General features: G+C 37.7%; 12 protein-coding genes and 3 pseudogenes. 9 read left to right on the plus strand and 6 right to left on the minus strand.

Annotated elements, in window-relative coordinates; translation table 11 throughout:
• Window positions 1–16: 16 nt before the first annotated feature.
• The 4 genes from V7083_RS03085 to V7083_RS03100 are packed head-to-tail and all read right to left on the minus strand — an operon-like array spanning window position 17 to window position 2,285.
• Complete coding sequence (locus V7083_RS03085) at window positions 17–565, minus strand: iron reductase (RefSeq protein ID WP_335475258.1); 549 nt, start codon at window positions 563–565, stop codon at window positions 17–19.
• Entirely contained in the window at window positions 566–1,504 is a 939-nt protein-coding gene (locus V7083_RS03090; RefSeq protein WP_335475260.1) for an FAD:protein FMN transferase, read from the minus strand.
• Window positions 1,479–1,721 (minus strand): hypothetical protein, encoded by a 243-nt coding sequence (locus tag V7083_RS03095; protein ID WP_335475262.1) that lies wholly within the window; start codon window positions 1,719–1,721, stop codon window positions 1,479–1,481. The genes V7083_RS03090 and V7083_RS03095 overlap by 26 nt, the downstream gene beginning before the upstream one ends.
• A 15-nt stretch (window positions 1,722–1,736) precedes the next feature.
• Window positions 1,737–2,285, minus strand: coding sequence for a copper amine oxidase N-terminal domain-containing protein (locus V7083_RS03100; RefSeq protein ID WP_438823688.1), 549 nt, complete (start codon window positions 2,283–2,285; stop codon window positions 1,737–1,739).
• A gap of 124 nt (window positions 2,286–2,409) precedes the next feature.
• Between V7083_RS03100 and V7083_RS03105 the strand changes: the two are divergent.
• A pseudogene (locus tag V7083_RS03105) lies at window positions 2,410–2,911 on the plus strand (mismatch-specific DNA-glycosylase).
• A gap of 114 nt (window positions 2,912–3,025) precedes the next feature.
• Here V7083_RS03105 and V7083_RS03110 read toward each other — a convergent pair.
• Window positions 3,026–4,844: pseudogene (locus V7083_RS03110) on the minus strand (terpene cyclase/mutase family protein).
• An 85-nt stretch (window positions 4,845–4,929) separates the two neighbouring features.
• Between V7083_RS03110 and V7083_RS03115 the strand changes: the two are divergent.
• The 5 genes and pseudogenes from V7083_RS03115 to V7083_RS03135 form a co-directional block, all read left to right on the plus strand.
• Window positions 4,930–6,057 (plus strand): DUF2515 family protein, encoded by a 1,128-nt coding sequence (locus V7083_RS03115; RefSeq protein ID WP_335475266.1) that lies wholly within the window; start codon window positions 4,930–4,932, stop codon window positions 6,055–6,057.
• Window positions 5,984–6,445, plus strand: coding sequence for a CBO0543 family protein (locus V7083_RS03120; protein WP_335475268.1), 462 nt, complete (start codon window positions 5,984–5,986; stop codon window positions 6,443–6,445). Before V7083_RS03115 ends, V7083_RS03120 begins: the two co-directional genes overlap by 74 nt.
• Before the next feature lie 188 nt (window positions 6,446–6,633).
• Window positions 6,634–7,074 (plus strand): peptidylprolyl isomerase, encoded by a 441-nt coding sequence (locus V7083_RS03125; protein WP_335475270.1) that lies wholly within the window; start codon window positions 6,634–6,636, stop codon window positions 7,072–7,074.
• A gap of 101 nt (window positions 7,075–7,175) precedes the next feature.
• The gene (locus tag V7083_RS03130) at window positions 7,176–7,961 is read left to right on the plus strand and encodes a divergent polysaccharide deacetylase family protein (RefSeq protein WP_335475272.1); all 786 of its coding nucleotides are present in this window, start codon (window positions 7,176–7,178) and stop codon (window positions 7,959–7,961) included.
• A gap of 30 nt (window positions 7,962–7,991) precedes the next feature.
• Window positions 7,992–8,138, plus strand: a pseudogene (locus V7083_RS03135) (sporulation protein YhbH); the annotation flags it as partial.
• 447 nt (window positions 8,139–8,585) lie between these two features.
• On the opposite strand, the gene V7083_RS03140 reads toward V7083_RS03135, so the two are convergent.
• A complete protein-coding gene (locus tag V7083_RS03140) occupies window positions 8,586–10,370 on the minus strand; it encodes a hybrid sensor histidine kinase/response regulator transcription factor (protein ID WP_335475274.1) in 1,785 nt (594 codons plus the stop codon).
• Between the two features lie 195 nt (window positions 10,371–10,565).
• On the opposite strand from V7083_RS03140, the gene V7083_RS03145 reads away from it, so the two are divergent.
• The 3 genes from V7083_RS03145 to V7083_RS03155 are packed head-to-tail and all read left to right on the plus strand — an operon-like array spanning window position 10,566 to window position 13,264.
• Window positions 10,566–11,477, plus strand: a complete 912-nt coding sequence (locus V7083_RS03145; RefSeq protein WP_335475276.1) for an ABC transporter ATP-binding protein — start codon at window positions 10,566–10,568, stop codon at window positions 11,475–11,477.
• On the plus strand, window positions 11,474–12,406 hold the full coding sequence (locus tag V7083_RS03150) for an ABC transporter permease (protein WP_335475278.1): 933 nt from the start codon (window positions 11,474–11,476) through the stop codon (window positions 12,404–12,406). Before V7083_RS03145 ends, V7083_RS03150 begins: the two co-directional genes overlap by 4 nt.
• A 54-nt stretch (window positions 12,407–12,460) precedes the next feature.
• Complete coding sequence (locus V7083_RS03155) at window positions 12,461–13,264, plus strand: hypothetical protein (RefSeq protein ID WP_335475280.1); 804 nt, start codon at window positions 12,461–12,463, stop codon at window positions 13,262–13,264.
• The last annotated feature ends 2 nt before the right edge of the window (window positions 13,265–13,266 follow it).

Below are 13,266 nucleotides of genomic sequence, written 5' to 3' on the forward strand. Positions count from 1 at the left end.
TTGGAAACTGTCGTTTTCATTTAGAATTTGCTGCTTGCTTTAGGATTTTTTTATCCACTTTTCTAAGGAAACCTAGCACTAAAATGAAGGAAATTCCGATGGCGTAAATCAATAATGCCCATGGTTCAGAAGAATCGGTTCCGATCGCCATTCCGTGTATACACATCAATAACCATGCTGGAAAAACTAGCATATGAATCCTTTTCCAAAGCTTTCCTAATTTCTTCATGAAAAAATCTCCAGAACCCAATACAATGAGGAATAAATAAAATGAGAGGGTGCCTAATCCAGAAAGCAGTGGTTCATTTTTAGCACCAAACGGGACAAACAGCTCAGCTAACGAATAAGGGGCGTATGAATCACGCCATAGAAGTAATATATGAAAAATAATAGTTAGGAACCCTGTCCATCCACTAAATTGGTGAAGCTGTATAAGTATACCTTTCTTTTTCTTCATAATGGAGATCGTGCTTAAGAGCCCTATACCAAGTGACAAAGTCAGTAAATAATAGGCAAGGAAACCAGAGGCACGAATCAATGTCCATGTTGACAAATAGTCATTCATTTAGAAACCGCTCCCTTCAAGGGTGGTTATCTGGTGGTTTTGATCTACTAAAAGTATCGAATAATTTGGAGATATATTTGCTAGCACATTCAAAAGATTTTGTCCGCTTTCCATAAAGCAAAGTTTTGCCATTACTTCTGCATCAAGGCAGTGCTCAGTGATAACGGTTGCTTGAATCAAATTAGATTCAATCGGGAGTCCTGTTTTTCCATTTAATAAATGATGCTTTTTCTCGTCTCCTTGCATCCAGCTTCGGTACACCACATTAGAGGTGGCAACTGCTCCATTCTTGATGGAGAATTGCGCGATTTCCTCCTTGGGATTATTCGGATGGCTGACACCGATTTTCCACTCCCTTTCTCCTTTAGACCAGATATCCATATCACCACCGCCATCCACGATCCCGGAGGAGGCTTTTCCCATCGTCTTTAACCACCGTGATGATGCTTGAACCGCGTATCCTTTACCAATGCCGCCAAGATCAAGCTGTCCGTCTGAAATTCTGGTCGCTGTACCGGCATTGGAGTCAAGTTTAAAAGGAGCAATACTGTTAACATCTATTTGGGGCATTTCATAGTTGGCAGGTACACTGGACTGGAAAGGGAACGAGTGGCCATATCCGTGATATTGTAACTGACTTAGCAAGTAGGGTGAAAAGAGCCCGTTTGTAAGACCACGGTAATTTTCTGCTCGTGACAAGACATCTAGTAACGGAGGTGAATTAGGGATGGTTTCCCCTAGTTGCAGTCTGTTTAATGTTTCAAGTTCATTTTCTGAGTTAAAGCGAGACCATTCTTTTTCAACATATTTGATCCATCCACCGATGACATCTTTCCAATTATTGAGTTGACAATCGGTTACTGCAATATAAAAGTTCGTATTCATTGCCTCAAAAGCTAAAATATCTAATTCATCATGAACGGCTGGTTTGGCGATCACTTGAAACCGCACCTCCAGAAACACCGTTTATTTCATAGTTAGACCAGTCTAGTTGAGCATATTTTTTTTCTTCAGGACTCATGGATTTAGTAACGACCGGATTCGAAGTTTGTTGGTTTTGGTTCGTTTGAGTTCCACCAATTTGGGATATAACAAAAGCAGATAGGGCAGTGCCTGTCACCCCAATGATCCACTTTGATTTATTTGATTTGGCCATGATTTTTCACCTTCCTTAAATAGATTGTAAGACGATCGTTTGCTTTGTTTTGTCCCAGTTTACTCGGTAACCAAGGGCATTTGCGGCCACAGAAATTGGGATATAGATGGAATTTTCAAGTGCGACCGCTTGGACAGGCATAGGCGTTTTTAGTTGGTTTACGTAAGCTGCATTTGAACCGGCTTTAACGATTAATTCCTGATTTCCTTTGTTTATGCTGCAAATTTGGCTTTGCGGGTAGTAATGGGTGTTTGCTCCTAGAAGCTGTCCGATTTCCTCCGCTGAAACCAGCAATTGTCCATCTTGGGGGATAAAGTAAATTCTTTTTTCAGTGTAATTGACTGAAACCAATAATTCTGAAGGTGTTTCGATCGGAAGAGGATGATCAGCTGTGTTTCTTGGTTGTTTGGACCAAATGTACCAGTAGTCTGTTTGATTTGTGATGACTTCTTGGTTCGTGGATTTCCATTCGGTTTCATCATCGTCGGCATCTTCGTAATGTTCTTTTTGATAATACTCGTGCTTTTCGTGATCGTCGTCATCATCATNNGAGGACAAGGGCAATTTTTTTCCATTTTTTCAGCAATTTTCATTCACTCCTTTGTTCTTTTCTTGCAGTTTAGACGATAACACTGAAAAGAATCTGAAATGGTTATGGTAAAATGGAAAAAAAGGTAGGGGTATTTTAATGAATCCAGTTAATGATCGTATAAAAGAGGGTTTAAAGATTTTATTTGTCGGCTTTAATCCAAGTATTCGTTCCAGTGAAACCGGGCATCATTTCGCCAATCCCAACAATCGGTTTTGGAGAATTCTTCATGAATCCGGACTGACTCCTAGGAAATTCGAAGCAACAGAAGATGACCTGTTATTGGATGTCGGCTATGGAATTACCAATATTGTCGAAAGACCGACCAAGGCTGCTGATGAAATCACTAAGGAAGAATATCAGGAGGGTAGGGAAATATTAAAACAGAAAATTTCCTTTTTAAAACCTAANNGTGGTTTGTTATGTCGGGAAGGGAGTGTACCAACAATTTAGCGGTCGAAAAACGGCCCCATGGGGAGTTCAGAAAGAAGCGGTTATCCCTGGAACGGTTGATTTTGTAGCACCATCTTCAAGTGGTTTGGTTCGAATGCGGTTGGAGGAAATGGTTGAGATATATAAAGGGTTGAATAAATTTTTATAAAAAAACATCGACGGTTTCAGTAATCCGTCGATGTTTTTTGCCTTTTGCAAGTAAAGGTTGAGTTTTCGCAAGCAAATGGATCATTTTCGTAAATAATCGATCCCATATCGCAAGTTACACCTTTCCAAATTTTTTTTGATAATGAGCCAAGGCTATTAACGGAAAAATGTACCGATAACTGTGATAGTGAATGTAAAAAGCTCCGCCCATACCCTGACCTTTCGGATAATCTACAGTCCAATCTTCACGTTCCAGTGAATTTACTAAATAAGTAATTCCTTTTTGGATTTCCGGAGTTGGCCGGTCAGCAGCCGTCATTAATGCATCAAGCATCCATGCGGTATGAGTCAAGGTGCTGGCGCGGAGCGGGACATACGNNAATTTGCTTCATCCAACTGATGGCTTTTTGGATACTAGGATCTGTTTTCGAAATCCCAACACTTACTAATCCGGTTACAGCAGCCCACGTTCCATACGTATAACAAATTCCCCATCTGCCATACCAAGAGCCGTCTTTACGCTGGTCTTTTAGCAGCCATTTTACCCCTTTACTGAGAACTGAATGGTTGTGAGGAAGGTTTGTATAATTACCGAAAAATTCTAGTGTGCGCCCCGTCAAATCAGCACAAGATGGATCCAATAGCAAAAATTTTCCTTTTTCAAGAGGTAGGTATTCTAACATCTTGGAATCCGTATTTTTTTCAAAGGCAGGCCAGCCGCCATCATCATTTTGCATCGATAATGTCCAATTAATTCCCCGTTCCCAAGAAGGGAGTTGTTCCGAAGCCATTTTCGAAATAGAGCGGAGGGAGGCTGTTGTGTCATCTACATCCGGCAAAATGTTATTCACATCGGAAAATCCCCACCCACCTGGGAGGCTAGTTGGGTTATGAACCACCCAATCACCAAATTTCTTATGTTGGTGGTTAAGTAGATATTGGTTAGCATTTGCCACCATATGGTCGTTAGCTGGAACTCCTGCGGATTGAAGCGCAACACTAATTAATGAGGTATTCCACACATTTGCAGTTGTATATTGCATATGTGGGAGCCCATTAATGTCGCATTTCATCGATTGAATTCCCTCAATGGCATTTGTAATGACAGGGTCCGTTTTCTTATACCCCAGTGATAGCAAAGCGAAAATCATTAGGAAGGTGCAGCTGTAATAACTTAAGAAAGTACCATCTGGTTCAATTCGATCTAACATATATTTTTTTGCACGTTCTATGGCCAAACTCCGCAATTCATGGGGAACCCCCACTAAGCTTTTTACTCCATCTTCCATGAAACTAAACAGGGAGCGCCACTCCGATGAACGAACCCAGTCATCTTCGTACTCTCGATTCAGATGTAAATCAGATAAATCTGGTGTTTTGGCTGTCTTAATGGAAAATTTTTTTGCTGCCAAAATCATGATAGGGGTTAGGTTGGCTCTGCCGAATACCGAAATAGAATAAAAGTTGATCGGAAATATTTGCGGCAGAAGTATTACTTCTATCGGCAGTGGTGAAAATGAAGGCCACTGATATTGCCCGGTTAAGGCCAGCATGATTTTCGTATAGGTACCTACTTCACTAATCCCACCATTTGCCAAGATAAATCTTTTAGCGCTCCGTAGCCGTTTGTCCTCTTTCGGATAATAGCCTGAAAAGAGTAGGGCGTAATAGGCCTCCAGCGTCGCAGTAAGATTCCCTTTTCCTTCATCATAAAAAAGCTTCCATGCCCCGTTGCTTTCTTGTTTACTTAAGATTCTTTTACAAAGCCCTTTGATTAATTCTTCATCATGTATCTCCAATGTCCGTAATAAAATGATCATATACGAGTCTGTAGATATGCCGGTATCAAATGGATAAGCCCATGAGCCATCGGGAGATTGATCCTTTTTAAGCTGTTCCTTAATCCAATCTATTCTTGCTTTCACATCAGTCATCCTGAATATCCTTCCTCTCCCAAAAAGATCCTCTAGGCTATACATATTCCTTTGCCACAAAGAGAATTCGTAAGGGAGGGAAACTGTGAATTTTATAAAAAGAAATCGTGAGTTGTCACTCCTTGAGCGCATACGGGATGAATTAAAAAGAAAAAACAAAATTCCCCCAGGAACCTCACATCATTTGACGATACATGATCGAAAGCTGTTGGAGAAAATTAGAAATCAAACAAAGGAATTCAACTTGAACAATGTCACTCGAACAAAAGCCTATTTGGAATTCTACTTGAAGCATCCGGAGATCCAGTGGGCTTTTTTGGGGCACATGGTGTCGCGCAATGGCGGATATAACATGACCGATTTAAAAGGAGAACTGTTAACACGGCTAATGTCTAAAAGAGATTGTAATAAGTTTTTTTCGTTTTTAGAGCGAGGGAATTGGCTGATTTTTCAGGATGTGTACCCTCAATTTCTAGTTTATGAGGAAAGCTTACGTCAACATAAACCATTGTTTTATTTATTTTCCTATTTAAATGTGTCCACCTTTATGGAAACCATTTGGAATTTTTTTTGGAAGGAGCAAGATCGCTATATTCACTGTATCGCTCTGGTCATCAACGAGCAAAGCTATCTTGAGAAAAGGGTCGTGCAAAATTCGGTTTATCAAAAGGATGTCTTGAATAAATTCGAATTTTATTTACAGGATTGGCTTTCATTTAATCATATATTATTTCCCCATGGCGAGGGTGATCTAAAGGGACAGACCCTGCACCAATTTGAATCAGTAAATGAACGCATTCTGCTTGGTAAAAGGCTTTATACTATTTTATTTAAGGATCAAGCATTTCTAAAAAGAGCAGTAGAGTGGGCAAAAAGTCATCCGCACACAGGATCGCGAAAGGATTATTGGCCACATATATTCAATCATGTTCACGAAGGGATTCCGGGATTGTCTTATCCGCTGCGGTTAAAATCCTGTCAACTTAGAAAAGGGGCAAGACGGTTTTACAGCCCAACTCTTGAAAACGCTTGGAAAAATGTCAGCCAACCAGAAGCAGAACAAGGTGATTGGTTTGAGGATTGGCGTGTTGTGGATTATTTAATCGAAGATGATGAAATGATAGATGGGGAGATTAAGAATGAATACTGTAAAACACTTGAACGGCTCGAAATTGCCGCAGTTGCCAAAAAAACGATTAACTTTTTGGAATAAGAACTATGTGGTATGTGCAATCATTGCCACATTTATTGCTACTTATTTAGATCATTACTTCGTTACCAAGGGGATATATGAATTTCCTTTTAGACCATTCCCTGAACTTTTTTCTTTTAACATTGGCTTTACCGGAATCATCCTGCCATTATTTATTATCGTTTTTCTTCATATTCTTTCACAAGTAAATAACTGGGGAAAAGCAGGAATCATCTTATTGATCAGTTTACTGGTTCCGATTTTTGAAAAATTATCTGAGGAATTTGGGTTGTTTATTCACTCTGAAAACTGGCAGCATTCCTATTCCATTTATGGGTATTTACTGTTTTTAATGTTTATATATGCACTGTCGCGTTTCTTAAATAAAATACAAAAAGCCGAGGCATAAGTCTCGGCTTTCGTACCCCTTCCGTCCGTACAGTGGTTAAGTGTCCCGCAACAAGCGAATGTTCGGAAGGGGTACTACTATTGTAACACGATTGTAGTGAAAATATAAATGGGTAAAAGCGCCAATACTTTCTTTTCTCCTTTGAAAAGTGTATGATAAAAATGATTTTTACATAAGGAGAGATGAAAATGGCTAAAAAAGGATACATAGTAATGGAAAACGGCGAAAAAATCGAATTCGATTTATTCCCAAATGAAGCACCTGGTACAGTTGCAAACTTTGAAAAATTAGCAAACGAAGGTTTCTATGACGGTGTTATTTTCCACCGAGTCATTCCTGGATTCGTAAGTCAGGGAGGCGACCCTACTGGAACTGGTATGGGTGGTCCTGGCTACTCAATCAAATGTGAAACGGAAGGAAATCCACATAAGCATGTTCCTGGATCACTTTCTATGGCGCATGCGGGAAGAGATACAGGCGGCAGCCAGTTCTTTATCGTGCATGAATCACAACCACATTTAAACGGTGTTCATACAGTTTTCGGTCAGGTAACTTCCGGACTAGATACTGCGAAAAATATGAGAAACGGCGATAAAATGGTGGAAGTTAAGGTTTTTGACGCTGAATAATTTGTTTTAAAAGAGGGCTTATGAACAGCCTTCTTTTTTTATTTGTAAAGTAGAAAACTTAGGGGAAAATATCTTCAAAAGTTCCACTTTTGGAGGTAAATATGAAAAAATTAGCTATTCTCTTGTTGCCCTTTTTACATTATTTGTTTTGCCACCCTGTCCATGCTGAAGAAGCAGAACCTAAAAGTCTAATGGCGGCTATTATCATAGACGACTTTGGCGGTGGAACCGGGGGAGTAAGAGACTTTTTGGAAGGTGAAATTCCGATAACTGCCGCTGTCATGCCCTTTACGGAAAGCTCCAGAAAACATGCGGAATGGGCCCATCAAAACGGGTTTGAAGTGATGATTCATTTACCGATGGAACCAAAAAGGGGAAAACGCTCTTGGCTGGGTCCTAAGCCAATAACCAATGATCTGGGGCCAGAAGAGGTAAAGCAGCGTGTCTATGAAGCCATCAAGAGTGTCCCATATGCAGTTGGACTTAATAACCATATGGGATCACTTGCAGTAGAAAATGAAGAAATTGTCCGGGCAATCGTTGAAGTTGCTAAAGAAAAAAGGCTGTACATTATCGATAGTGGCACCAGTCCAAAATCAAAATTTCCACAATTAGCAAAAGAGATGGGAGTTCCACTTTTAAAACGAGACGTATTTCTTGATGATATCTCTTCCTCTTCTCATGTCCGAAAACAAATGGTACAACTGGCCAAAGTAACCGAAATCAAAGGAAGAGGAATCGCCATTGGTCATGTTGGTGTAACTGGTAAAGTATGTTCTGTAGGAATATTTCAGTCAATGGATGAATTTGAAAAACGACATATTAAGATCGTTCCTGTCTCTGAACTGTTCTCTGATACACTGATTGAGAAAAATTTTATTCCATAAAAAGGCAACCTTCGGTTGTCTTTTTTAATTCAATACAATCGCCACAGTACACTCATGTCAGCATACAAAAATGTGAAAGATGAGAAGCACCGTTATTATATTCTAAAACAAAAGTCAGATGTATTTCATGCCATGAAGAGCTTTTTTCAAAAAGAAGAATTAAAGCAATATGCGTAATTAGAAGCAGGCAACTGAATTATTTGTAGAACCCCAATAATTAGACATAACGAGTGCTATAGTTAACGATCAAAGCTGTCATTGAACGGCAAACAAAAGATCTTGCTGACTACTAGTTCATAAACCAAAAACAGGGCATGGAAATTTCCTATGCCCTGTTTTTATTTATTTGATCTACCCTGAAATAACTGTGGATAACTGTTATTTCATTCATTGATGTACCAATTTTTTTGCATGTATGTCTGTTAAAGAATAAGATTCTATCATGAAAAAAATTCCAATAATAGAATCTCAATAATAATAATTGGGTAGGATTATATTGTATGGGGTGCAACTTTTTTGTATGGTAACAATATTCTTTGTGGTGTTAAGAGATCATTTTAATAAAAATTAAGCAAGTTTTTTTCAAGTAACTAAGCAGTTGATATGAAACTAGAGGAAGAACAGTTATTGAATTAGATTCTCTCTTTTCACCTTTTCCACAGCTTCATCTCTTCCTTGTACCTGTAGTTTAGAATAGATAGTGGAAATGTAGTTTCTTATAGTTCCTTCAGATAAGTGTAACTTTTGAGCAAGTATTTTATTACGAGTTCCCTCAATCAATCCACGAAGTATTTCCAATTCTCTTTCGGTTAGTTCATAAGGATTTTTAACTTTAGTCCCCATCTGATTTTCAAGTAATTGTTGTGCAACATCTTGTGTGATTATCGTTCCACCACCATAAATTAGACGAATCGTTGCTGCCAATTCCTTTGGATTAACGGATTTTAGAATGTATCCTTCTGCTCCAATACGCAGAGCTGTAGCCGCATAAGACACATCCTCAATAGTTGTAATCATAATAACACGTATATGTGGCCAAGTTTCTTTCACTACTTTTGTAGCAGTTATGCCATCCATTTCTGGCATGTTAATATCCATTAATATAATATCGGGACAATTTTTCTGGCAATCCTCAATTGCTTGTTTTCCGTTTCCAGCAATAAATACCTGAAAATCTTTTTCTTCTCCCAACAACAACCTTAAACTTTCGCGGACTAGCGGCTGATCATCCACTAAAAGAATTTTAATTTTATGACTGCCCTCGTTTGTCTGATTTGGAATCATACAGGTTATAATTGTACCCTCATCCATCTGAGTGTCGATATAGAACTTGCCTTGTAACATAGCAAGACGTTCCCTCATACTTGAAAGTCCATATCCATATTGAATTTTTTCGCTTCCTTTTCCGTTATCTTGTACCTGTAGCATTATTTGAGCAGGGGCATATTGTAGAAGAACTTGAATGGAACTAGCCTTACCATGACGGGTAGCATTAGTTATAGTCTCCTGTAAGCATCGATACAATGTAAGCTTAGCCTGCTTCATTACTGGATAAGGTTCACCCATTGTACGAAAAATAACATGCACTCCTGAATTTGTTTTAAATTCTTCAATGATTTGAAGAAGAGAACGATCCAATGGCAAATTTTCTTCTAAGGGATCCATTTGATGCACTTGCCGTCTAATATCTTCCAATCCAGTTCTAGCAAGTTTTATCATGCTTTGTAGCTTGGTATTTCCTTCATTTGAAGAAATATGAGAGCTCAGAGTTTCCATTCCTAAAATCATAGAGGTAAAGGAATGCCCAATTGTATCATGAAGTTCACGTGCCATACGATATCGTTCTTCCAGAAGAGTCATTTTTTCGATTTGTGATGAATATTGTTCCAGAATCGAATATTGCTCTTCAATTAGTTTTAGCTTTTGCTTAATTGCATTAATAGAGATAGCCCCCATTTGTAGAGAGAAGCTAATTCCATAAAATATAAGTGCATCCATTAGGCTTTGCCAAATCTTGGGGCTTGTTAGTGATGAAACTACCGAGTCACCCGCAATTAAAATAAACAAAATCACAGAAATAGGAAAAGAAAATAAATGTTGTTTACCTCGAGAATAGAACGCCATTGTAAAAAGGATTGGGGCAAATAACCTAGGCAACTCTAAATGATAGGCAAGAAAAAGGGTAAAACCACCGGCAACAAAACACTCAGTTATCAAATATCGGTAATAATGTCTTCCAGCAAATAAAAATGGGATTGTACTGCAAAGGAGAAGAGGAATACAAACCAACCAAAAAGAAAAATTTGATTTGTCTCTATACATAAAAATGATAACTAAAATAATCCATAACGTTCGTAAAGTAAAAATGGACCAATCTTGCCATGACAATCTAATTTTGAAAAAACGCATCCGAACAGCTCCAATCAATTAAAAAATATATGTGATTAAAATGATATAAAAAAGCAAGTTTTCTATGTCATATCAAGGTTATTACATTTTGTAACTAGAGATTATGACAGCTGCTTTGTTAGATTGAGATTGTCTGAGACGCTTCCAAAATAAATTATATCTCATTCAAATTACTAATAAAAGGAGTGAAAGTCATTGTCGTTACTTCGAATAAGTAACCTTACTAAAAAGATTGGGAACAAGACCATTGTAGACCATTTATCTTTCGAAATGGATAAAGGGGAAATTTTAGGTCTTCTCGGTCCCAATGGAGCTGGAAAAACATCCACAATTCGTATGATTGTAGGTCTGGTTAGCAAAACTGAAGGAAAGGTATTCATTAATGGAAAGGACACTTCTCTTCACTTTGAGAAAGCAATGAAGCAGGTTGGAGTTATTGTAGAAAATCCTGATTTGTATAAATACTTATCTGGATATGATAATTTAGTTCATTTTTCAAGAATGCATTCAAATGTAACACGAAAAAGAATTAGTGAAGTTGTCTGCTTAGTAGGACTGGAGCACAGTATTAACGATAAAGTCAGTACCTATTCACTTGGTATGAAACAAAGACTAGGTCTTGCCGTTGTTTTGCTTCATAAACCTTCCTTACTTATTCTAGATGAACCAACTAATGGACTTGATCCGGCTGGTATCCGTGAATTGAGGGAACATTTACTATCCATCGTAAAAAACGAGGGTGTAGGAGTTATGATCTCAAGCCATTTAATGTCGGAGATGGAAATGATGTGTGATCGAGTGGCGATTTTAACCAAAGGCAAGTTGATAGGCATCCATAATGTAACGGACATGGTGGAAGATGAATGTTCAGAAGTTGGATTTGAAGTCGATCGCCCGGATTATGCTATACAAGTACTTCAATCTTTAATGTCTGGAAAAGCAATTATCATGGATCGAAAACAAATTAAGGTACGCATTCCTAAAGAACGCATACCTGAAATAAGTAAAAAGCTGATGGATGCAGGCATTAATGTATATAATGTCCAAACTGTCAAAAAGACACTTGAGGACAAGTTTATCGAAATTACAGGAGGGAATATCCAGTGAATCTAATACGTAATGAAAATATGAAAATATATAAACGTAAGCGCACTTGGGTTATGGTCGCATTAGTCATAATGTACGTATTAATCCAGATTATTAATATTAAAACATCAGAAGATACTGCTTTCGGAAAAGATTGGAGGACTAAGCTGGAAGAGGAGAATATTTTACTTAATAAGGAATTAGAGAAATCAAATACGTTGATAATTGAAGAGAAGCAAGCTAAGAAAAAATTGTTACTGAATCAATATTATTTAGAAAAGAATATTCCTCCACACACAAATGCATGGAGTTTTGCCGTTGGTCAAATTAGTAATATTATTTTTGCGGTGTCACTTATTGCAATTATTATAGGAGGGGAAATTGTTGCAGCTGAGTTTGGTTCTGGAACAATCAAACTTTTACTAACCCAGTCAGCTAGTCGAACGAAAATCTATTTTGCTAAATATACCGGTGCCATATTGTTCGGGCTTTTTTTAACAGTAGTTGGCATATTGACGGCTATATTATTTAGTAGTTTCATATTTGGGTTGGATGGATTAGGTGATAAGTACTTTTTTGTAAAGGATCAAACTGTTATAGGAGTTCCTGTCCTCATTGCATTGATAGGTAGTTATCTATTAAATATTCCGTTTCTGTTTCTGGCCATCACATTGGCATTTATGATCTCCGCAGCTTTCAAGAGTACAACATTTTCCATCGTTATCTCCATTCTAGTAACATTAGTAGGATTTATACTATCTATTGCAATGAATGGATGGAATTGGACGAAGTATTTCGTCTTTTCACATACAGACCTTACCCAATTCATATTCGGCACACCTTCAGTTGAAGGAATGACATTAGGTTTATCAGTAGGATTTATTATCTTACATCTATTGATACTCCATCTGATATCATACCCCAATTTTGTCAAACGTGACGTAGCTTAGCAAAATACAGCTAATGGGAAGTCACAGATCTAAATCTGGAAGGATGGAGAATATATGAAAAAATTATTGCTGTTTTTCGTCATTCTATCTATGTTAACTCTTATTTCAGCGTGTACACAAAAATCAACTACGAAGGAAGTTGAACTGTCAGTAAAAGATATTTCAAATCTTGTTATTAACAATAGAAATGGAGAGGTAGAAATTGTAGGCCATTCGAACTCCGAAAAGATAGAGGTCACTGCACAAGCAAAGGCTAAGGGCATCAGTATGGATAAACTTAAATTTAGTTTAAAAGAACGAAAAAACACCGCCTATTTAGATGCTACATTTGATGGTCAATTTTTTGCGACGGGTTCTGGATCAGTTGACCTTCAAATTAAGATACCAAAGCACCTTCAGGTAGACATTCAATCCCATAGAGATGGAAATATTAGTATATCTGATGTGTCTTCCGCTATTGAAATTGAAAATGTAAACGGTGATATTAATGTATCAAGCTCAAAGGGACCTTTACGAATCGAGAATAGGGATGGCGATATGGAAATTCGAGAGATTGGTTCAAAGGTTACACTAAATAATAAAAATGGGAAGATTCAAGCGATGAACATAGATGGCTCCATCGATTTAAAAAATAGAGACGGTAATCTATCCCTTCATAATATTCATTCAGATATAAAAATAATGAATCTTAATGGACACATCAAAGTCGATCAAATAGATGGATCAGCTAAAATTCATGTTGGAGACGGTTCCCTTGATATAAATGATGTATCTAAAAATGTAGAAATCACTCAGACTGGAAATGGGAAGGTTACTTTCAATAATATTAAGGGGAATGTAACAAGAAATAAAAAATAAAT

Origin of the sequence: Bacillus sp. JJ1764, from assembly GCF_036962145.1 — a bacterium.
Lineage (GTDB): Bacteria > Bacillota > Bacilli > Bacillales > Cytobacillaceae > Neobacillus.

Coding starts and splice junctions, on each gene's coding strand:
- V7083_RS03085 (WP_335475258.1), bottom strand. CDS start 565: ATGAATGACTATTTGTCAACATGGACATTGATTCGTGCCTCTGGTTTC.
- V7083_RS03130 (WP_335475272.1), top strand. CDS start 7,176: ATGAAAAAATTAGCTATTCTCTTGTTGCCCTTTTTACATTATTTGTTT.
- V7083_RS03095 (WP_335475262.1), bottom strand. CDS start 1,721: ATGGCCAAATCAAATAAATCAAAGTGGATCATTGGGGTGACAGGCACT.
- V7083_RS03125 (WP_335475270.1), top strand. CDS start 6,634: ATGGCTAAAAAAGGATACATAGTAATGGAAAACGGCGAAAAAATCGAA.
- V7083_RS03120 (WP_335475268.1), top strand. CDS start 5,984: ATGAATACTGTAAAACACTTGAACGGCTCGAAATTGCCGCAGTTGCCA.
- V7083_RS03140 (WP_335475274.1), bottom strand. CDS start 10,370: ATGCGTTTTTTCAAAATTAGATTGTCATGGCAAGATTGGTCCATTTTT.
- V7083_RS03155 (WP_335475280.1), top strand. CDS start 12,461: ATGAAAAAATTATTGCTGTTTTTCGTCATTCTATCTATGTTAACTCTT.